Origin of the sequence: Qipengyuania flavescens (genome assembly GCF_029688735.1) — a bacterium.
GTDB lineage: Bacteria > Pseudomonadota > Alphaproteobacteria > Sphingomonadales > Sphingomonadaceae > Qipengyuania.
In genome coordinates this window covers 163571-182771 of the sequence record NZ_JARULD010000002.1, presented here as the reverse complement: position 1 = coordinate 182771, position 19201 = coordinate 163571, and the positions used below count along the sequence as shown (strand labels likewise).

The 19201-nt window shown below is 65.1% G+C and carries 17 protein-coding genes; 8 read left to right on the top strand and 9 right to left on the bottom strand.

Annotated elements, in window-relative coordinates:
- Positions 1-5: 5 nt before the first annotated feature.
- From P8R33_RS06085 to P8R33_RS06065, 5 genes are all read right to left on the bottom strand, one after another.
- On the bottom strand, positions 6-824 hold the full coding sequence (locus tag P8R33_RS06085; RefSeq protein WP_278328104.1) for a transglutaminase family protein: 819 nt from the start codon (positions 822-824) through the stop codon (positions 6-8).
- Complete coding sequence (locus P8R33_RS06080; RefSeq protein ID WP_278328103.1) at positions 824-1768, bottom strand: alpha-E domain-containing protein; 945 nt, start codon at positions 1766-1768, stop codon at positions 824-826. The genes P8R33_RS06085 and P8R33_RS06080 overlap by 1 nt, the downstream gene beginning before the upstream one ends.
- Positions 1768-3195 (bottom strand): circularly permuted type 2 ATP-grasp protein, encoded by a 1428-nt coding sequence (locus tag P8R33_RS06075; RefSeq protein ID WP_278328102.1) that lies wholly within the window; start codon positions 3193-3195, stop codon positions 1768-1770. Before P8R33_RS06075 ends, P8R33_RS06080 begins: the two co-directional genes overlap by 1 nt.
- 59 nt (positions 3196-3254) lie before the next feature.
- Positions 3255-4022, bottom strand: coding sequence for an esterase/lipase family protein (locus tag P8R33_RS06070; RefSeq protein WP_278328101.1), 768 nt, complete (start codon positions 4020-4022; stop codon positions 3255-3257).
- A 65-nt stretch (positions 4023-4087) separates the two neighbouring features.
- Positions 4088-4627 carry a DUF3617 domain-containing protein gene (locus P8R33_RS06065; protein WP_278328100.1) on the bottom strand — a complete coding sequence of 180 codons (540 nt, stop codon included), beginning with the start codon at positions 4625-4627 and terminating at the stop codon, positions 4088-4090.
- Between the two features lie 98 nt (positions 4628-4725).
- Here P8R33_RS06065 and uvrB point away from each other — a divergent pair, with 98 nt between their 5' ends.
- The 4 genes from uvrB (at position 4726) to P8R33_RS06045 (ending at position 9729) form a co-directional block, all read left to right on the top strand.
- The gene (uvrB, locus tag P8R33_RS06060; protein ID WP_278328099.1) at positions 4726-6921 is read left to right on the top strand and encodes an excinuclease ABC subunit UvrB; all 2196 of its coding nucleotides are present in this window, start codon (positions 4726-4728) and stop codon (positions 6919-6921) included.
- 81 nt (positions 6922-7002) lie between these two features.
- Positions 7003-7551, top strand: coding sequence for a hypothetical protein (locus P8R33_RS06055; RefSeq protein WP_278328098.1), 549 nt, complete (start codon positions 7003-7005; stop codon positions 7549-7551).
- 50 nt (positions 7552-7601) lie between these two features.
- On the top strand, positions 7602-9092 hold the full coding sequence (locus P8R33_RS06050) for a S10 family peptidase (protein ID WP_278328097.1): 1491 nt from the start codon (positions 7602-7604) through the stop codon (positions 9090-9092).
- Positions 9093-9147: 55 nt separating this feature from the next.
- Positions 9148-9729: a hypothetical protein gene (locus P8R33_RS06045; RefSeq protein WP_278328096.1), complete on the top strand. Its 582-nt coding sequence runs from the start codon at positions 9148-9150 to the stop codon at positions 9727-9729.
- Here the strand turns inward: P8R33_RS06045 and P8R33_RS06040 are convergent.
- Positions 9686-11773, bottom strand: a complete 2088-nt coding sequence (locus P8R33_RS06040) for a protein-disulfide reductase DsbD family protein (RefSeq protein ID WP_347569034.1) — start codon at positions 11771-11773, stop codon at positions 9686-9688. The genes P8R33_RS06045 and P8R33_RS06040 overlap by 44 nt on opposite strands.
- A gap of 50 nt (positions 11774-11823) precedes the next feature.
- On the opposite strand from P8R33_RS06040, the gene P8R33_RS06035 reads away from it, so the two are divergent.
- Positions 11824-13047 (top strand): FAD-dependent monooxygenase, encoded by a 1224-nt coding sequence (locus P8R33_RS06035; RefSeq protein WP_278328095.1) that lies wholly within the window; start codon positions 11824-11826, stop codon positions 13045-13047.
- A 6-nt stretch (positions 13048-13053) separates the two neighbouring features.
- Here the strand turns inward: P8R33_RS06035 and P8R33_RS06030 are convergent, their stop codons facing one another.
- The 3 genes from P8R33_RS06030 to hemC are packed head-to-tail and all read right to left on the bottom strand — an operon-like array spanning position 13054 to position 15602.
- Positions 13054-13944, bottom strand: a complete 891-nt coding sequence (locus P8R33_RS06030; protein WP_278328094.1) for a hypothetical protein — start codon at positions 13942-13944, stop codon at positions 13054-13056.
- Positions 13945-13983: 39 nt separating this feature from the next.
- The gene (locus P8R33_RS06025; RefSeq protein ID WP_278328093.1) at positions 13984-14676 is read right to left on the bottom strand and encodes a uroporphyrinogen-III synthase; all 693 of its coding nucleotides are present in this window, start codon (positions 14674-14676) and stop codon (positions 13984-13986) included.
- Complete coding sequence (gene hemC / locus P8R33_RS06020) at positions 14673-15602, bottom strand: hydroxymethylbilane synthase (RefSeq protein ID WP_278328092.1); 930 nt, start codon at positions 15600-15602, stop codon at positions 14673-14675. The genes P8R33_RS06025 and hemC overlap by 4 nt, the downstream gene beginning before the upstream one ends.
- A gap of 46 nt (positions 15603-15648) precedes the next feature.
- Between hemC and tsaD the strand changes: the two genes are divergently transcribed.
- The 3 genes from tsaD to P8R33_RS06005 are packed head-to-tail and all read left to right on the top strand — an operon-like array spanning position 15649 to position 19165.
- Positions 15649-16677, top strand: coding sequence for a tRNA (adenosine(37)-N6)-threonylcarbamoyltransferase complex transferase subunit TsaD (gene tsaD, locus P8R33_RS06015; protein WP_278328091.1), 1029 nt, complete (start codon positions 15649-15651; stop codon positions 16675-16677).
- Entirely contained in the window at positions 16674-17666 is a 993-nt protein-coding gene (locus tag P8R33_RS06010) for an NAD(P)H-dependent glycerol-3-phosphate dehydrogenase (RefSeq protein WP_278328090.1), read from the top strand. Before tsaD ends, P8R33_RS06010 begins: the two co-directional genes overlap by 4 nt.
- Positions 17667-17689: 23 nt before the next feature.
- The gene (locus tag P8R33_RS06005; RefSeq protein WP_278328801.1) at positions 17690-19165 is read left to right on the top strand and encodes a lipopolysaccharide biosynthesis protein; all 1476 of its coding nucleotides are present in this window, start codon (positions 17690-17692) and stop codon (positions 19163-19165) included.
- The last annotated feature ends 36 nt before the right edge of the window (positions 19166-19201 follow it).

The window sequence follows — 19201 nt, the reverse complement described above, 5'->3', positions numbered from 1 at the left end:
GGCAGCTATTGCTGCTGTATCTGCTGTTGTTCGACCGCGACATCGACTTCGAGCACGGTCGATGTCGTGCCGAAACTGATCCCTGTTACCGGCGCTGCATCGCGATAATCTCGGCCCGTTGCAACGCGGACATAACGCTCGTCGGGACTTATCCCGTTCGAAATATCGAAGCCGACCCAGCCGAGTCCTTCGACATGCGCTTCGGCCCAGGCATGGCTCGCTTCCTGGTCGATCCGGTCGTTCATCATCAGATAGCCGCTGACATAGCGCGCGGGAATGCCCAGCGCGCGGGCGGAGCCGATGAAGATATGCGCATGGTCCTGGCAAACGCCGTGGGCCGAGGCGAAGGATTCCTCCGCGCTGGTGCGCGAATGGGTGGTCCCGGTTTGATACTCCACCCGCTCCAGGATCGTTGCCGACAACCGGTGGAGGCGATCGAGGCCGCTGTCCTCGCTCTTCTCGATCTCCTTGAGCAGTTTCTTCATGCCCGGCCCCGGACGCGTGAGATCCGTCTGTCCCTGAAAACTCCAGAGCGGAAGATGGCCTGCATGGCGCCCGATGACTCCCGCATGATCATGCGTATCGACCTTGCCATGGCAGGTTACGCGCACTTCCTGCGATCCGCTTTCCACGGAAACCAGCGTGGTGGTGTTGTGATGCTGGTCTTCGTAGGTCAGCTCGGGATGGGCGTTCTCATATTCCATTTCCCATTCGAGGATTTCCTGCCCCTGCGTCTCCTTGGGCGTCAGGCGCAAACGCTGTAGAGCGTGCACGACCGGAGTGTCGAAGCGATAGCGGGTGGTATGGCGAATGGAGAGGCGCATCAGGCAAGGAACCGGTAATCTTGCGCAATCGCCTGGCCGATCGCTGCGTTGCTGGACATGAATTCGAGCAGGAATTCGTGCAGTCCCTGGTCGAAAACCTCATCGATGGTGAGGTCGGTGATGCGCGTATCGGCTTCGCGCATCAACTCGTTGCTCTGGCCCTCTCGCCCATGGAGGCGGGCGAGCGCTGCAAGGTTGGCGCGAAGTTCGGAATGGCAGAAGGCCAGGCTGCGCGGGAAGGCATCGTCGAGGATCAGGAACTCGCAAATACCCTTCGCGTCGATCTGTCCGGCATTGAGCCAGCGATAGGCGCGGTCCCCGGACACCGAGCGCAACACCTGGTCCCACTGCCCGGTATCGAGGCTCGACCCGACATAGGACAGCGAGGGCAACAGCAGGTAATACTTGATATCTAGGATGCGCGCGATGCTGTCGGCGCGCTCGATGAACGTACCGGCCTGGGCGAAATGATAGCCTTCGTCGCGCAACATGGAGCCTTCCATCGCGCCGTGCGCCAACGTTCCGGCGCGGCGAATGGTGGCCACCGTGTCGAGCACGCGGTTCTCGCCCACCGGCTTCCCCAGCTGTTTCTCCATGACCAGCCAGTTCTCGTTGATCGCTTCCCACAGCTCGCCGCTGATGGCGTTGCGGGCGAGGCGGGCATTCTGGCGGACCTGCCCGAACATGGAGAGGATCGAGGCGGGATTGCCCTTGTCGCGCAGCATGTAGTTCCAGGCCTGCATGCCGGTGTAGGTACCGTGCTTGGACTCGTAGCCCTGCTTCTGTCCGGCAGTGGCCATGACCGATCGCCATTCTTCCTCGGCCGTGACGAGGTCGCGGGTCAGCGCCATGCGCAGGCCTGCGTCGAGCAAGCGCGCAGTATTCTCAGCCCGCTCGAGATAGCGGAACATCCAGAACAGGCCGTTGGCGGTTCTTCCCAGCATCAGTCTTTAAGCACCCAAGTGTCCTTGGTGCCGCCGCCCTGGCTCGAGTTCACCACAAGCGAGCCCTCTTTCAGCGCCACGCGCGTCAGGCCGCCCGGCGTGATGTCGACCTTGTCGGGCGACACCAGCACGAAGGGTCGCAAGTCGACATGGCGCGGCGCGAGGCCCTTCTTGGTGAAGATCGGGCAGGTCGACAGCGACAGCGTCGGCTGCGCGATGTAATTCTCGGGCTTCTCCACCAGCTTTTTGCGAAACTCGTCGATCTCTTTCTTCGAGGCAGCCGGGCCGATGAGCATGCCATAGCCGCCGGAGCCATGCACCTCCTTGACGACCAGCTCCTCCAGATTGTCGAGGACGTATTTCAGGGTTTCTTCATCGGCGCAGCGATGCGTCTCCACATTGGGAAGCAGTGGTTTCTCGCCAGTATAGAACTCGACGATCTCCGGCATGAAGGAATAGATCGCCTTATCGTCGGCAACCCCGGTTCCCGGGGCGTTGGCGATGGTGACGCCGCCCGCGCGGTACACATCCATGATCCCCGGCACGCCGAGCACGCTGTCCTCGTTGAAGGTCAGCGGGTCGAGGAATTTGTCGTCCACCCGGCGATAGATCACATCGACCGGCTGGAATCCGCGCGTCGTGCGCATGGCGACGCGCCCGTCGATCACCCTCAGATCGCTGCCTTCGATCAGTTCCGCGCCCATCTGGTCGGCGAGGAAGGCGTGTTCGAAATAGGCAGAGTTATAGATCCCCGGGGTGAGCACCGCGACCGTGGGCTTACCCTCGGTGCAATCGGGTGCGCAGGCGGCGAGACTCTTGGCCAGCCGACGCGGATAGTCGGAGACTTGTTCCACCGGCACGCGCATGAACAGCTCCGGAAACATCGCCATCATGGTTTCGCGATTTTCCAGCATGTAGCTGACGCCCGACGGTGTGCGCGCATTGTCTTCGAGCACGTAGAATTCGTCCGGCCCGGTGCGGACCAGGTCGATGCCGACGATATGCGTGTAAACCCCGCCCGGCGGAGTGAAGCCGACCATGTTCGGCAGCCACGCGGCGTTGTCGCGGAACAGCCGCTCCGGAATGCGCCCGGCGCGAATGATTTCCTGTCGGTGATATAGGTCGTGCATGAAGGCATTGAGCGCCGACACGCGCTGCTCGATCCCGCGGGTCAGCTTGCGCCACTCGGCCGCGGTAATCACGCGCGGCACCATGTCGAAGGGGATCAGCCGCTCTTCGGCCTCGTCCTCGCCATAGACATTGAAGGTGATGCCGGTCTTGCGGAAGTTCGTCTCCGCCTCGGCATGCTTGCGCTTCAGCAGGCCGGTCTTCTGTTCGTCGAACCAGTCGCAATACCGCTCATAGGCATCACGCACGCTACCATCGGCACCATGCATTTCGTCGAAGAATTCGGCGTTGCCCGTCATTGTCCCCCGGGGATGTTCACGGCACAGGACATGCCGTGATCCTACAGGAACACAAGCTTTCAGGCGCGATCAAGTTCCGCGAGAAGCGCCGCCATCGCCTCATTGGTCATCACGAGGCCCATGTGCGAGCAACGCACGGGGATGGCGCGGTCGCGTTCGCCAGGACGGCCGCAGGCCGACTTCGGATGGACGACCCCATCGCACGGGCTCCAGATCGCGACCGTCTCCACCGGCGGCTTTTCAGCGACGACCGTGTCGATTTCCGGCTCGTCGACGCGGTGGCCCGCGATCGCCTGATAGGCGCGCCAGCCGTTGTTCGCCCGCGGGCTGCCGGAAAAGGGCGAGCCCATGGTGACGACCTTCGCGACCTTGTCGGGATGCTGCTTGGCAAGTTCGCGCGCCATCACCCCGCCGAGGCTCCAGCCGACCAGCACGATCGGCTCGCCATGCCGCTCATGCAGGGCGAGCAAGCGCTTCTCGACGCGCGCGAAACGGTCGGCCGTGGCGCCGAGGTTGTAACCGAGGCCCCAGCGCTTGGCGGTATGCCCGGCCTCTTCCAGCCGCCGCGCCATCCAGCGCATGCGGATCGGATGGGCGCCGAAACCCGGCAGCAGCATGATGTGCTTGGGATCGGCAGCCGGGGCGATTTCCAGAGCGTCGCCAAGCCGTCTACGCAGCGGCTCGAACGGCCAGAGAAATTCGCGGAGCAGCAATTGCCAGCGCGGCCCACGGGCATCGTCGGGGCACGGCTCTTTCGCGAGCGCCCAGCGGCGCGCGAGTTCCTCGCCATGTTGGAGTGCGCTGTCTTTGAACGGTAACGTTGCCATCACCGCGTCATAATGCACGGCCGCGATTAACGGGTCCCGAATTTCAAACTGTCACCGAGATGTCATCAGCCCTCGGCCGGACAATCGCCGATGCGTTCGTGGCTGGTGTTCATGACCATCCTGCCTTCGCCCTGGCCCGGTATATTGCCTTCCATGGTCATGGTCATTTCGGAACTCGTCCGGCCGCCGCTGCCCTGCATGGTCATGCGCATCGTGCCCTCGCTTTGGCCGGAGCAGGTCATGACAGCGTCGATATCGCCGCCATCGACGTCGAACTTCTCGAACGAGCAATTCTCGTCCTGGGACTCGCGCGCCATTTCCTCGAAGCCCCGGTCGGCTTCCTCCTGGGTGAGGCAGTATTCGAAACTGCGGCTCATCATGCCGCGCATCATCTCGACCGCTTCCGGCGGCGCGCCGGGCGCCTCCAGTTCGACCAGTTCGGTGGTGGCGCGATACTGGCCGGCTTCGGGCTTGACCATTTCGTCGGCCATCTCGGCGACCTCTGCACCCGTGATCTCGCCATCGCCGTCCGCATCGGCACTGGTGTTTCCGCCGCATGCCGCGAGGCCGAGCGCCGCAACGCTTGCCAAAAGATGTTTGTGCATGGCCAATTCTCCCCTGATGAGCACCGCAAGCTAGCAGCCATGACGCTTCGCGCAACCGGGCGTTGATCGCCGCGCCGCCGTTCCCCATATGTGCGCGCATGGCCGAACTCGTTATCAGGCGCGGACTCGAAGAACCGGACACCACCGGCGAATTCACTCCGCACAAACCCGCTCGCCCGGAAAAATCGATGCCGGGCAAGAAGTTCAAGCTCGTCAGCGATTATACGCCGTCGGGCGACCAGCCGACTGCCATTGCCGAACTGACCTCGGCAGCCAAGGACGAGGAGCAGACGCAGGTGCTGCTCGGCGTAACGGGTTCGGGCAAGACCTTCACCATGGCCAAGGTGATCGAGGAATTGCAGCGCCCCGCCCTGATCCTCGCGCCCAACAAGATCCTCGCCGCGCAGCTCTATGGCGAGTTCAAGAGCTTCTTCCCCGAGAATGCGGTCGAATATTTCGTCAGCTATTACGATTACTACCAGCCCGAAGCTTACGTCCCGCGCTCCGACACCTATATCGAGAAGGAAAGCTCGGTAAACGAAGCGATCGACCGGATGCGCCACTCGGCCACTCGCGCGCTGCTCGAACGCGACGATGTCATCATCGTCGCCTCGGTATCATGCCTGTACGGTATCGGTTCGGTCGAGACCTATTCGGCCATGATCTTCGACATCAAGAAGGACACCAGCGTCGACCAGCGCGAGTTGATCCGCAAGCTGGTGGCCCTGCAGTACAAACGCAACGATGCCGCCTTCGCGCGCGGTAATTTCCGTGTGCGCGGCGACAACCTCGAAATCTTTCCCTCGCACTATGAAGATATGGCGTGGCGCGTCAGCTTCTTCGGCGACGAGATCGAGGACATCAGCGAATTCGACCCGCTCACCGGCAAGAAAGGTGCAAGCCTCGACAAGGTTCGCATCTACGCCAACTCGCACTACGTCACGCCGGGCCCGACGATGAAACAGGCGTCGGAGGCCATCAAGTTCGAGCTGACCGAGCGCCTCAAGGAACTGCACGAGGAAGGTCGCTTGCTCGAAGCCCAGCGACTGGAGCAGCGCACCAATTTCGATCTCGAGATGATTGCCGCCACCGGCAGTTGCGCAGGCATCGAAAATTACAGTCGCTTCCTGACCGGTCGCCTGCCCGGCGAACCGCCGCCCACGCTGTTCGAGTACCTTCCAGAAAACGCGCTGCTGTTCGTCGATGAAAGCCACCAGACCGTGCCGCAGATCGGCGCGATGGCGAAGGGCGACCACCGGCGCAAGATCACGCTCGCCGAATATGGCTTCCGCCTGCCGAGCTGTATCGACAACCGTCCGCTACGCTTTAACGAATGGGACGCGATGCGTCCGCAAACCTTCTGCGTCTCGGCCACGCCCGGTACGTGGGAAATGGAGCAGACCGGCGGCGTCTTTGCCGAACAGGTCATCCGCCCCACCGGCCTCATCGATCCCCCGGTCGAGATCAAGCCGGTCGAAGATCAGGTCCAGGACTGCATCGAGGAATGCAAGAAGACCGCGAAACTGGGCTATCGCACGCTGGTCACCACGCTGACCAAGCGCATGGCGGAAGACCTGACCGAGTTCATGCACGAAGCGGGCGTGAAGGTGCGTTACATGCACTCCGACGTGGAGACGCTGGAACGTATCGAACTCATCCGCGACTTGCGCCTCGGCGTGTACGACGTTCTGGTGGGCATCAACCTGCTGCGCGAGGGGCTCGATATCCCGGAATGCGGCCTCGTATGCATTCTCGATGCCGACAAGGAAGGCTTCCTGCGATCGGAAACGAGCCTCGTCCAGACCATCGGCCGCGCCGCGCGCAATGTCGAAGGCCGCGTAATCCTCTATGCCGACCGCATCACCGGCAGCATGGAGCGCGCGATGGCGGAAACCGATCGCCGCCGCGAAAAGCAGCAGGCTTTTAACGAAGAACACGGCATCACGCCCAAGACGATCAAGCGCAATATCGCCGACATCGTCGCGCATACGGCGGCGCAGGACGGCGTGACCGTCGACACGGGCGACGACGAGCGCAACAATCTCGTCGGCCACAATCTTCGCGCTTATATCGAGGACCTCGAAAAACGCATGCGCGCCGCCGCCGCCGACCTCGAATTCGAGGAAGCCGGCCGCCTGCGCGACGAAATCCGCCGCTTGGAAAACGACGAGCTCGGTCTCGGCGACGAAGAGAAGAAAGCACCTCGCGTCGGGCGCAGCGATGCCGGTAGGCCGGGTACGCGCAAGACCCGCTACGGCAAAACGCGCTACAAGCGGATGGGTGGCAAGCCTTAAGGTAAACACCTGATTAACCATCGTTTTTGGAACCCGATGCGCTTTGCCCGAGTTTATCCAGCGAACTATTCGGAGATTACGATGCGTATCCTGCTTGCTTCCGTTGCCGTGCTGGCCCTCGCTGCGTGTGGTGATTCCGGTGAAGGCGATGGCGATGTCAGCGAAGAAGCGGCTGCCATTGCCGAGAACCGGCCCATCGAAGGCCCGCGCTCGGGCGAGAATATCGAATTCGACGAAGAAGGCCGGCGCTGGTTCTACAAGCCGTCGACCCGCACCGCGCTCTACGGCACGGCGGAAAGCGAAGGCGTGATTTCCTTCTCCTGCAATGGCGCTGTGACTGGCGAGGAGACGCTGGTCTTCCAGTGGATCGAGCAGGCGACTGCCGATGCGACCGAAACGCTCGCGATCCGCAATGGCGACGAAACTGCCGAAGTCGCAGTCGAAGGCGTTGCCAGCGTCCTCGGGCCCGACGCAATCTGGCAGGGCGATGTGCCGCAAGGCAGCGAGGCCTACATGCTGCTGGCCGGTGCGACTACGCCGACCACGCTGACGCTGGGCGAGCGTTCGATCACCGTGCCAGCCTCGGAGCAGCTGACCGCCGCGCTCGATGCCTGCATGTCGAGTTCCTAAGCGGGCGAAGCGCATTTACGTAATGCGGTGAAGGCGGCATAGCCGGGCGCATGAGACATTTGCTCCTGGCTGCCGCCGCATCGCTCGCCCTTCCCTTGCCGCTGTCGGCGCTGGACAACCCTTCCGAAGCCGAGACTGGAGCGCCTGTCGATCCCCAGGTGCGCACGCGCAATCTGACCGGCACCTTTGGCGGCCAGCGCATCGCCTACCGGGCCACGGTGAGAGAAACCGTGCTGGAGAGCGACGAGGGCAAGCCCGAAGCTGTCATCGTCACCACCAGCTACGTCAAAAATCCCCGCGACACTTCGCGGCCGGTGTTCTTTATCTACAATGGCGGGCCGGGGTCGGGCTCGGTCTGGCTACAGATGGGCGCATGGGGGCCGAAACGCGTCGCCATCCCCTCCGATGCGCGCGACGACGGTGCGCCGCCCTACCCGCTGCTCGACAATCCGGACAGCCTGCTGGACGTGGCGGACCTCGTCTTCATCGATCCGCCGGGCACGGGTTTCAGCCATCTGACCCAAGGCACCGATCCCGAGAAATATTACGGCTTGCGCCAGGATGCGCAGGCCGTTGCCGAGGTGATCCGTCGTTGGATCAACGACAATGGCCGCTGGAACAGCCCGAAATACCTCGGCGGTGAGAGCTACGGCACGACGCGCACCGCCATGGTGGTGGACGAGCTGGAAGGCGGCACCTTCAACGATGTCGGCCTCAACGGATTGATCCTCGTGTCCACCATCCTCGACTTCGCGGCGCGCGAGCCGACGCCGGGCAACGAGATGGCCTATATCGTCACCCTGCCGAACATGGCCGCTGCGGCCTACTACCATGGCAAGGTGCAGGCGCCGTCGGTCGAAGCGATCGCCGAGGAAGCGAGACAGTTCGCCATCGGCCCCTTCGCCACTGCGCTGCTCAAGGGGCAGGACCTGCCCGATGCGGAACGCGCCGCAGTGCGCGCGGAACTCTCACGGCTGACCGGCCTGTCGGAGACCTATCTTGACCAGGCCAATTTGCGCGTTACCAGCCAGCGCTTTTACAAGGAACTGCTGCGCGATCGGGGGCTGACCATCGGTCGGCTCGATGCACGCTACACGGGAACGGATTTCGACAATGCGGGCGAGACACCCGACAACGACCCCAGCTTCTATGGCATTGACGCAGGCTACACCGCCGCCATCAACGAATGGCTGCGCGAGGGGCTGGGCTTCGAAACCGACCGCGAATACCAGTCCATCGGCAGCGAACCGGGCCGTAATTGGGACTGGTCGCTGGGCGGTGGCCGGAATGCCTATCTCAACGTCGCGCCCTTCATCGGCAAAGCCATGCGCGAGAATTCGCAACTGCGCCTGTTCAACGCGCAGGGGTGGTACGATTTCGCGACGCCCTTCTTCGGCGCGGAATATTCGCTCAACCGCTTCGGCATCCCGCAGGACCGGCTGACCTTCCGCTATTACGATGCGGGCCACATGATGTATGTGCGCGACGAGGACCGGGCGAAGCTTTCGGCCGACATCCGCGCTTTCATTCGCGAGCGCTGAGGACAGTTTTGCCTCTCCGCTTGATCGTGCGAAGCGCTGTGCCATAGCCGCAGCGATGGTTCGCACCCTTGCACCGCTATTCATCCTCGCGCTGGCAGCCTGCAAGCCGCCGGCCTCGGACGAATATACCGAGCGCACGCGCATTGCGCCGCGCGCCGAGGCGCCGTCCGAACCGATCCGGTCTCCCGATACCGAAGGTGCGGTGTGGGCCGCGACGGACAATGCCGACCGATTGCTCTACGGCAAACCGGGCGAGCGACCGTTTTTCGCGCTCGAGTGCACCGACCAGGGCGGCCTGCCGCTGGTCGCCTACACGCGCTTTGCCAGGGCCGATGCCCATGCGAAGGCGATACTGGCACTGATCGGCAACGGCCATGTCTCGCGGCTCAAAATCGATGCGATTGAGCGCGGCGAAGTCTGGCGATGGGAAGGCGCAGTCGAGGCCGAGGACCCGGCGCTCGATGTGCTCACCGGCACGCGGCAGGTCGAAGCGACCGTGCCGGGTGCGGGAAGCCTGATCCTCAACCCGAGTGCACTGCCGGGCGAGCTGGTGGAGCGTTGTCGTTTGCAAAACGACGCCCAACCCGAGGAAACTAGCGCGGAGCCTGCGCCTTCCGAACCAGAAGGTCCGGCGTAAGAACTTGCGGCAATTGCTCGGCATCGGCACCGGGTTCGTACCAGAGATATAGTGGGACGCCCGCCGCGCCCTGCCGCGTCAGGATACGCGAAATTTCCTCGTCGCGTCGGGTCCAGTCGGCTCGGATGGCGACGACGCCTGCGTCCTCGAAGGCTGCTCGTGTTGTCTCCCGTTCGATCGCAACGCTCTCGTTGACCTTGCAGGTGACGCACCAGTCGGCGGTGAACCAGACGAATACCGGCCGTCCGCTCGCCCGCGCATCGGCGAGCGCGGTTTCGGAGAACGCGACAGGATCGAGTAGGCTTTCGGGACTGTTCGCCTGAGCTTGCGGAGCCGGCAAAAGCGCAGTCCCCAGCGCGAGCACCGCGACGAGGGCGACAGCGACGACGCCCGCTCCGCTCCGCCCACGGCGCTGGAACAGGCCGACCAGCGCGAGGCCGAGCACCGCGAAGATGCCGACAGCCCCGACCAGCGCGAGGTATTCCCAGCCGCCGACGCGCCAGAGTAACCAGCCCAGTGCGAGCGCCGTCAGCCCCATCGGCAGCGCCATCCAGCGGCGGAAGCGCTCCATCCACGGACCCGGCTTCGGCAAGCGCCTGCGGAGCGCGGGGACGAACCCGATCAGGAGGAAAGGCAGCGCGAGCCCCACGCCTAGTGCGACGAAGACAAGCAGGCCGTCGAGTGGCGGGATCACCAGCGCCGCACCCAGCGCCAGCGCCATGAATGGCCCCGTGCATGGCGTCGCGACGAAGGCTGCGAGCAGGCCTGTTGCGAACGAACCGCCGCGCGAGGGGCCGTGGCCCGATACGGCAAGACCGGGCACGTCGAACAGGCCGAGGAAATTGGCGGTTATCGCTAGGGCGAGCAGGAACAGCCCGACCAGAACGACCGGCTCCTGCAACTGGAAGGCCCAGCCGACCTGCTCGCCCGCGGACCGCAAGGCGAGAATGAGCAAGCCCAGCCCGGCGCAGGCCAGCACGACTCCCGCCGTATAGGCCAGCGCATCGGAGCGCGCCGACGCCTGCTCCCCGCCGGCCTTGGCCAGCGCCAGCGCCTTCAGGCTGAGGATCGGGAACACGCAGGGCATGATGTTGAGCAGTAGTCCGCCGGCCAGCGCGGCGAGCAGCAATTGCCAAAGCTTCGGCGTGGCCGCGCCGCTGCGGATCGGCTTAACGCCTTCGAGCGGTACATCCGATGGTGTCGCCGTAAAGCTTACGCCGCGCCCGTTTCCGAGATCGAGGATACCTTCGACCCGGTTTGGTGCGCCGGTCTCATCGGCGAGCGGTGTTTGCTGCAAGGGGATTTCGGCGACCAGCAAATCGCCCTCGCGCACGAAGGTCTGGACCGCGGCATAGCGAGGCCGTTTGCCGCCACCGAGATCACTCGTCGCGAGAAACGCATGCACATCGCCAAGATCGCTCGCTGCAGGAAGCGGTATGCCGATCCGCAGTCGATCCCCGGCGATCTCGAACCCTGCCTCAGTGCCGAGCGGCGGGACCACATCGGCGCGCCAACGGTCGAGCCAAGCACCCGTTCGCTCCGCCGTCAGCCGCACCTGCGCGGTCTGCGGCACGCAGATCACATCGGTGCAGGCAAGGTAGTCGACCGTCGCTTCGAGGGGGCCGAGATCGTCCAAGGCTACATCGGCAGGGATCGTGACCGGATAGAGAACCGCATACTCGCCTTCATAGACGTGGTTCATGAGGTCGGCGATGACGAGGCGCTTGGGCAGCGGATATTGCGCTTCGCCGAACCACTCCTCGGGCCAGGACCACTCGACCTGCATGCCGAGCCCGGCATCGCCGGGATTTGACCAATAACCGTGCCATTCCTTGGATCGCGGCGTGAAGCGCAGCGCGACGGTCATCTGGACGGAGCCGTCCTCGGCGCGCTGCTGTCGGTCGGAGAATATCTCGACCGCGATATCGTTCGGTCCGCCGGGCTGCGATTGCGCAGCGGCAGGCACGGCGAAAAGCGCAAGGACAGCTAAAAGCAGGGCACCCAGAAAGGCGCGCAAACCGGTCATTGTCCTTGCTTCGTCCACGGATGCGCATCTAGGGCCATGACAGGCTATTCGCAACGAGGCGCTGAAACGTGACACAGGCAAACGACACTCGCGATCTGCTGATCCTCGGCGGGGGTCTGGTCGGGATGACGCTGGCGCTGGCCGCGGCGAGCAAGGGCATTTCGAGCCATCTCGTCGACCGCGCCGATCCGGCCTCGCTGACGGCGGAAGGCTTCGACGGGCGAGCCTCCGCCATATCGACGGCCAGCTGGCGCCTGTTCCGCAAGATCGGGGTGGAAGACGTACTCGAACCGCATGGCTGTGACATCGCCGCCATTGCAGTGGTCGACCAGATGAAGCCCGGCCAGCTCGACTTCCGGCCCGAACCGCACGAGGGCACGCTCGGCCGTATGTTCGCCAACCGCCAACTGCGCCTCGCGCTGCACGAGGCGGCGGCGAAGGAACCGCTCATTTCCTGGCACGCCCCGGTCGATGTCGTCGCCCGGGATCGCGGCGAGTTCGGCGTTTCGGCGACGCTGGGCGACGGGACGGTGCTGAAGGCCGCGCTGATGGTCGGCGCGGAAGGCCGCGGTTCTCCCTCGCGCGAGGATGCCGGGCTCAAGATGGCGAGCTGGGATTACAGCCACCGCGCGATCATCGCAGGGCTGGATCACACCAAACCGCACGAGAATGTCGCCTGGGAAATATTCTATCCCGAAGGCCCCTTCGCGCTCCTTCCGATGCTCGACAGGCCGGACGGCACGCACCGCAGCGCGCTGGTCTGGACGGTGGACGAGAAGGATGCCGCCGGCGTCCTCAAGCTGTCCGACCGCGCCTTCCTTGCGGAAATCCGCAAGCGCATGGGCGATCTGCTGGGCGAGCTGGCGCTCAACAGCCGGCGCTCTTCCTATCCGCTTAGTTTCCAGCACACGGCGCGCATCGTGGAGGACCGCCTGGCGCTGGTGGGCGACAGCGCCCACGGCATGCATCCGATCGCCGGACAGGGCCTCAATCTCGGCCTGCGCGATGTGGGTGCGCTGGTCGAAGTGCTGGACGAGGCGCTGCGGCTCGGCCTCGATCTCGGCGATGCGCAGGTCCTGAAGAAATACGAGGAATGGCGCGCACTCGATTCGCTGATGGTCATGGGCGCAACCGACAGTCTGACGCGGCTCTTCGGCGTTCCCGGCAAGGCGGCGAGCGCACTGCGCCGCTTCGGTATGGCCGGGGTCCAGCGGTCGAGCTGGCTCAAGCGCTTCTTCATGGACGAGGCGCGGGGGGTCTCCGGCGATTTGCCGGAAATGCTGAAGGCTTAAAGCTGGCTATTCTTCGACCGGACTCGGCTGTTCGATCCGGTTGCCCGCCCCGTCGCGCAGGCGGCGGGGCTCCAGCACGGCGGCCGTTTCGATCAGGTCGAGCGCCTGCTGCATGGCGGCGAACCGCTCCGCATCGCGAATCCAGCTGCGCGCATTCTGCGCTCCCGGCAGATTGCGTACCTCGGCGATGGCCGCCTCCGTCCGTCCGCTCTCGAGGAACAGACGCGCGCGTTCCAGCCGCCGTTCGGGCTGCGGCGACGGGGCGCTTTCGCTGCGGATAATGAACAGCTGCGAGAGCTCTTCCTGAAACCGCTCGAAGCCACCAGCCTGCGACGGTTCGGCAAGGCGCGGCGCAAGACCCTCGAGCCGCGCGATCAAAACGTCGAGCGTGATCGGGTTACGGCTGGTGCGGATCAGCGTGTCGACCGCATTGGGCATGGCATCGCCGAAGCGGAGCCGCAGCTGGTCGGCAAGGAAGCCAAGTTCCGCGCCTTTCTCCAACGCTCGCCGCGTAGCAAAGGCGATGAGCAGTCCCTCTGCCCGCGCGGCATTGCCCGCCGCAGCCTGTGCCTGCAGATCGAGCCGCGAGAGTCGTTGCTCCGCCGCGGCCAGCCGCTGGTCGATGCCGCCCTGCTGCTCTTCCACACGGGCGACGGCCTGCTCCGCCGCCTGGCTAGCCGTGGCAGACGGCGTCGGGGTCGGCGAGGCGGATGGATCGGCGGAAGGTTCGCCGGCATTCGAGGGCGGAGGCAGCTGCACGACCTCTGGCTCGCGGTCCTGCATCTTGTAGACGGCGTATCCCGCCACGGCGCCGCCGAGCAGGAAAGAGGCAAGGACCGCTGCGAGCACGGGCCGCACGGACGGCCCCTTGCGCGAGCTGCTGGTGAATTCTTTCATCGACTTCCGTTCTGCGACCCGATGCCCGGTATTCCGGACCTATCCATCCCCGTCCGAGGATTCTTGGCACAAAGATTTCGCCAAGGCCAGCATTGCACCATCGTCGGGCGTCCAGGCGACGTGGACCGAGGCCCAGCCTTCGCCGACCATTTCGGCAACGCGCGAACCGATTGCGACGACGATAAACTTTGTGCGGTCGACCTTCAGCCGGTCGCATTCTTGCGTGAAACGTTCGGCAGCGGCACCCGAATGAAGGGCAACGACCGTCCCGCGCAGCAAGGGTTTGGGCAATTCCAGCGATTGCGGGACGGCGCGATAGACCACCCGCGCCTCGACACGAACCCCCTCGGGAGCCTTGAGCGGAACCCGATCTTCGCCCGCTAGCCGCAGCAGGCGCAGTTTGCGGCCTTCGAGCCGGTCGAGTACGGACTGAAGCCCGCCCTTGCCCACTTGTCCGACCATCAGTCCGGCGCTGCGTGCAGCATCGGCAGTCGCCTGTCCGACGACGTGAACCGGCAGCTTCGCATAACGCTTAAGGCTGTCGCCGGCATGGCGGAAGGCATTGGCGCTGCCGATCAGAAGTCCGTCGAACTGGCCCTGCTCCGGTGGGTCCCAGGCAACCGTTTCGATCTCGAACAGCGGTGCGCCAACCACCTCCATGCCCATATCGCGAGCGGTCTTCGCCGACACCGTCCAGCCCGGTTCGGGTCGCAAAAGAAGGAGTGGCTTCACGCCCCGCCCTCGAAGAGCGCGCGCACCGCAGGCGGCGCCCGACCGAGCAAACGCGCCGCCAGCTCGCGCGGCGCATCGGCATCGTCGCTGGCAAAGCTGGCGCTGTCCTCGATCCGCTCGCGTCCGTCGGCGCTGAAGATCGCCGCTCGCAGGGCCAGCGTATCGCCTTCGGTCGTGGTCAGCGCCGCGATCGGGCTGCTGCAGCCGCCGCCGAGCCCTTCCAGTAGGCGACGCTCGGCGAGGATTTCCGCATGGCTTGGCCCGTGGTCGATAGCTGCCAGATAGTCGCGGGCCTTGGCATTGTCGGCCCGGCATTCGATCCCGATCGCCGCCTGTGCCGGTGCGGGCAGCCAGTCCTCGGGCATGAGCCGCGTTCCGACCTGCTCCTCACCAAGGCGCTGCAGCCCTGCCGCCGCAAGAAAGGTCGCATCGGCCTCTCCGCCCTCGAGCTTGGCCATGCGTGTCGCCACGTTGCCCCGAATGCCGACCACGCGGAGATCGGGCCGGCGATGCAGCAACTGAGCCGCGCGGCGCGGCGCACTCGTCCCCACCCGCGCGCCTTCGGGAATGGTATCGAGCGAAGCCGCGCCGAGAAGCACGTCCGCCTTGTCCGCGCGCGGCAGTATCGCGGCGATCGTCAGCGTTTCGGGGCGCAGCGTTTCGACATCCTTCATCGAATGCACCGCCGCGTCGATCCGGCCTTCCGCCAGCCATATATCGAGTTCGCGTGTCCACAGGGCCTTGCCCCCGATTTCGGCCAGCGGGCGGTCCTGTATCCTGTCACCGCTGGCAATCACCGGCACGAGTTCGACCGCCGCCTCGTCCCAGCCATGCGCTGCACACAGACGCGCGCGAGTCTCGTGCGCTTGCGCCATGGCGAGCGGCGACTGGCGGGTTCCGAGGCGGATGAGCGGTGTGTCGGCCATAGAGGTTCGCTTGCCCTAGCGAGCGATACCGCTAAGGGAAAGCGCGATGGTACTCGTGCTCGGCATAGAAAGTTCCTGCGACGAAACCGCCGCCGCGCTGGTCGATGGCGAAGGCCGCATCGTGGCGCAGCGTATCGCCTCGCAGGACGCGGAACATGCGCCCTATGGCGGCGTGGTGCCGGAGATCGCGGCCCGCGCCCATGCCGAGCGGCTGGCCCCGATGATCGAGGGCGTGCTGGCGGATGCCGGTGTGGACCTCGCCGATTGCGATGCGATCGCCGCCACGGCGGGTCCGGGACTGATCGGCGGCGTGATGGTCGGCCTCGTCAGCGCCAAGGCGCTCGCGATGGCGAGCGATACGCCGCTGATCGCGGTGAACCATCTCGAAGGCCATGCGCTCAGCCCGCGCCTTGCCGATAGCTCGATCGAGTTTCCCTACGCCCTGCTGCTCGTTTCGGGCGGGCATTGCCAGATCCTGCGCGTCGACGGCGTCGGGCAATATAAGCGCCTCGCCACCACCATCGACGACGCGCTGGGCGAGGCCTTCGACAAGACCGCCAAGATCCTCGGCCTCGGCTTCCCCGGGGGCCCTGCGGTTGAGCGCGTGGCGAAAGACGGCGACCTCACCGCGGTGCCCCTGCCCCGCCCCATGGTCGGCAGCGGCGAACCGCATTTCTCCTTCGCGGGTCTCAAGAGCGCGGTCCTGCGCGCCCATGAGAGCGGTAAGCACACGGCTCCAGATCTCGCCGCGAGCTTCCAACAGGCCGCCGTCGACTGCGTGGTCGACCGGCTGCGGATCGCGCTCGAGAGCATGGACGATGTGGATACCCTGGTCGTTGCCGGAGGCGTCGCGGCCAATGCGACCGTCCGCGCGGCCCTCGAAAGCCTCGCCGCAGACCACGGCATGCGCTTTGCCGCTCCCCCGCCCGCTCTGTGCACCGACAATGCAGCGATGATCGCCTGGGCGGGTGTCGAGCGCCTCGGGCAATCCGACCCGCTCGACATTGCCGCCCGCCCGCGCTGGCCGCTCGATCCCGACGCAGAGCCCGTCCGCGGCGCTGGAGTGAAGGCATGACCAGCGTCGGCGTGCTCGGAGCGGGTGCCTGGGGCACGGCACTTGCCCAGATGCTCGCCAGCGACGGGCGCGACGTGCTGCTCTGGGCGCGCGAGCCGGAACTGGTCGAAGAAATTAACGCGCACCATACCAACACGCTGTTCCTGCCCTCGGCGACGCTGGCGAAGACCGTGCGGGCCACCGGCGATCTGGCCGAGATGGCACAGCTCGACGTCCTGCTCGTCGTCACGCCCGCACAGCATATGGGCAGCGTGCTGGCCGACATGCCCGCGCATCCGGCGGACCTGCTGCTCTGCTCCAAGGGCATCGAGGCGAGCAGCGGCCGGTTGATGAACGATGTCGCGCGCGACGCGGCACCGGGAAGCGCGGTCGCGGTTCTTTCCGGCCCGACCTTCGCGCATGAGGTCGCGGCAGGCCTACCGACGGCCGTCACCCTCGCCTGCTCGGGCGGCGAGGATCAGTGGGATCGCATTTCGCCGGTCGTCGCTCGGAACACCTTCCGCCCCTATTACACCGACGATGTCACCGGCGCGGAGATCGGCGGCGCGGTCAAGAACGTGCTCGCGATCGCTTGCGGCGTGGTCGACGGGCTCGGCCTCGGCCAGAACGCCCGGGCGGCGCTGATCGCGCGCGGCTATGCCGAAATGCTGCGCTTCGGCGAGGCGCTCGGCGCGCGGGCTGAGACACTAGCGGGTCTGTGCGGCCTTGGCGATCTCGTGCTGACCTGCTCCTCCACCTCGAGCCGCAATTTCTCGCTCGGCAAGGCGCTGGGCGAAGGGCAAAAGGCTGAAGAGCTGATGGCCGACCGCCGGACCGTGGCGGAAGGCGCGCATACCGCACCCGTGCTCGTCGAACTGGCGGCGCGGCACGGGGTCGCGATGCCGATCGTCGAGGCGGTCTACGGCCTCATCAAGGGCGACGATCCGCGCACAACCGTATCGGGCATCCTCGCCCGCCCGCTCAAGGCCGAACAGGGCAGCGCCGGGTGACAGCCGGACAATCCGACGAGGACATGACGGCCCTCGCCAAGGGCGGACGGCAGAACTTCTTCGGGTTTCTGCTGCGCCTGCTGGCGCGCCTGCCCTTCCTGTTCATCGCGGGCCGCCTCTACGGCCCGGAGGCGCTGGGCGTGTTCGCATCCGCGCTCGTCGTGGTCGAGCTGGTCGCGCTGGTCTGCGCGATGGGCGAAAAGCGCGGGCTGGCGCAGCGCATGTCCGACGGTGAGGGCATTCATCCGGCCAACCTCGCATTCGACGGCATGTTGCTGGCGCTGTTTTTCTCGACCCTTGCAGCGATCTTCTTCTGGTTCGTCCCCGCACCGCTCTTCCCGAGCGGACAGTATTCCGATCTCGACCGGCTCATCGTCCTCGCCATCCCCGGCTATGCGCTGACCGAAGTCGTGCTCGCGGCGCAAGCCTACAAATACGATATCGCCACGACCGTGCGCGCCCGTGCCGTGGTAGAACCGTGGACGATCTCGATCATGGCGGGCGTGTTCTGGTTCGTGCCTTCGCTGCAGGAGGCCGGCCTCTCGCTGGCATACCTTCTCTCGATCTATGCAGGACTGGCGACGGGCCTCTGGACCTTCCTGCGCACCTACGGCTTGCCGCGCCAGTGGCGGATCGAGCTGCCCTATATGGCCCGCACGACCGCCCGCGCGCTGCCGCTGGCAACCGCCGACGCGATCGAATGGGGTACGCGGCGTGTCGACATCTTCATCCTCGGCCTATTCGCAGCGCCCAGTGCGGTGGGTGTCTATTATGTCGCGCAACAGGTCGCGAGCCTGCCGCAAAAGCTCAAGACCAGTTTCGAGCCGATCCTCGGCCCGGTCATCACCAAGAACCTTAAGACGAAAAATTACGAGGCGATCGCCAGACAGGTCTGCCAGGTCGGCTTCTGGATCATCGCCATGCAGGCCGGCATTGCACTGGCGCTCGGCGTGCCGGGCGAGGCGGTGATGGGGTTGGTCGGGCCGGAATTCGTCGGCGGCACCGGGGCGCTCGCGCTACTGCTGGCTGCCGAAGTGGTGGCCGCGACGGCGGTAGTCTCCGAAGCCGTGCTGATCTACGTCGCGCGCGTCCGCAATTTGTGGATTTCCATCGGCACGATCGCGTTCCAGGCCGTGCTGACCGTTGTGTTGATCGAGGTCGTCGTCGCAGCGGACTATGGTGAGCCGTACAAGGCGGCTGCCGCTGCCCTCGCCCTCGCCATCGCGCTCGGTACGGCAAGCCTGATCAAAGCCGTTTTGCTTTCGAAAATCCTCGGCCATTCGATCAACAATTTCCGCTGGGCACTGGTCTACGCCATCGCGCCCGCCGTGGTGGTCGGCTGGCTCGCAACACGGCTTCCAGAATGGGCGGAGCTCGCATTCGGCGTCCCCGCGATCCTGCTGGTCTATGGTTGGATCATCTGGAAACGCGGCTTCGGTCCGGAAGATCGCGTGCTGTTCCGTCGCAATCTGGACAAACCTTCGGACAAGCAAGCCTGAGGCAGCTCGTCGCTACTGATGAACGTTCAGTCGGCA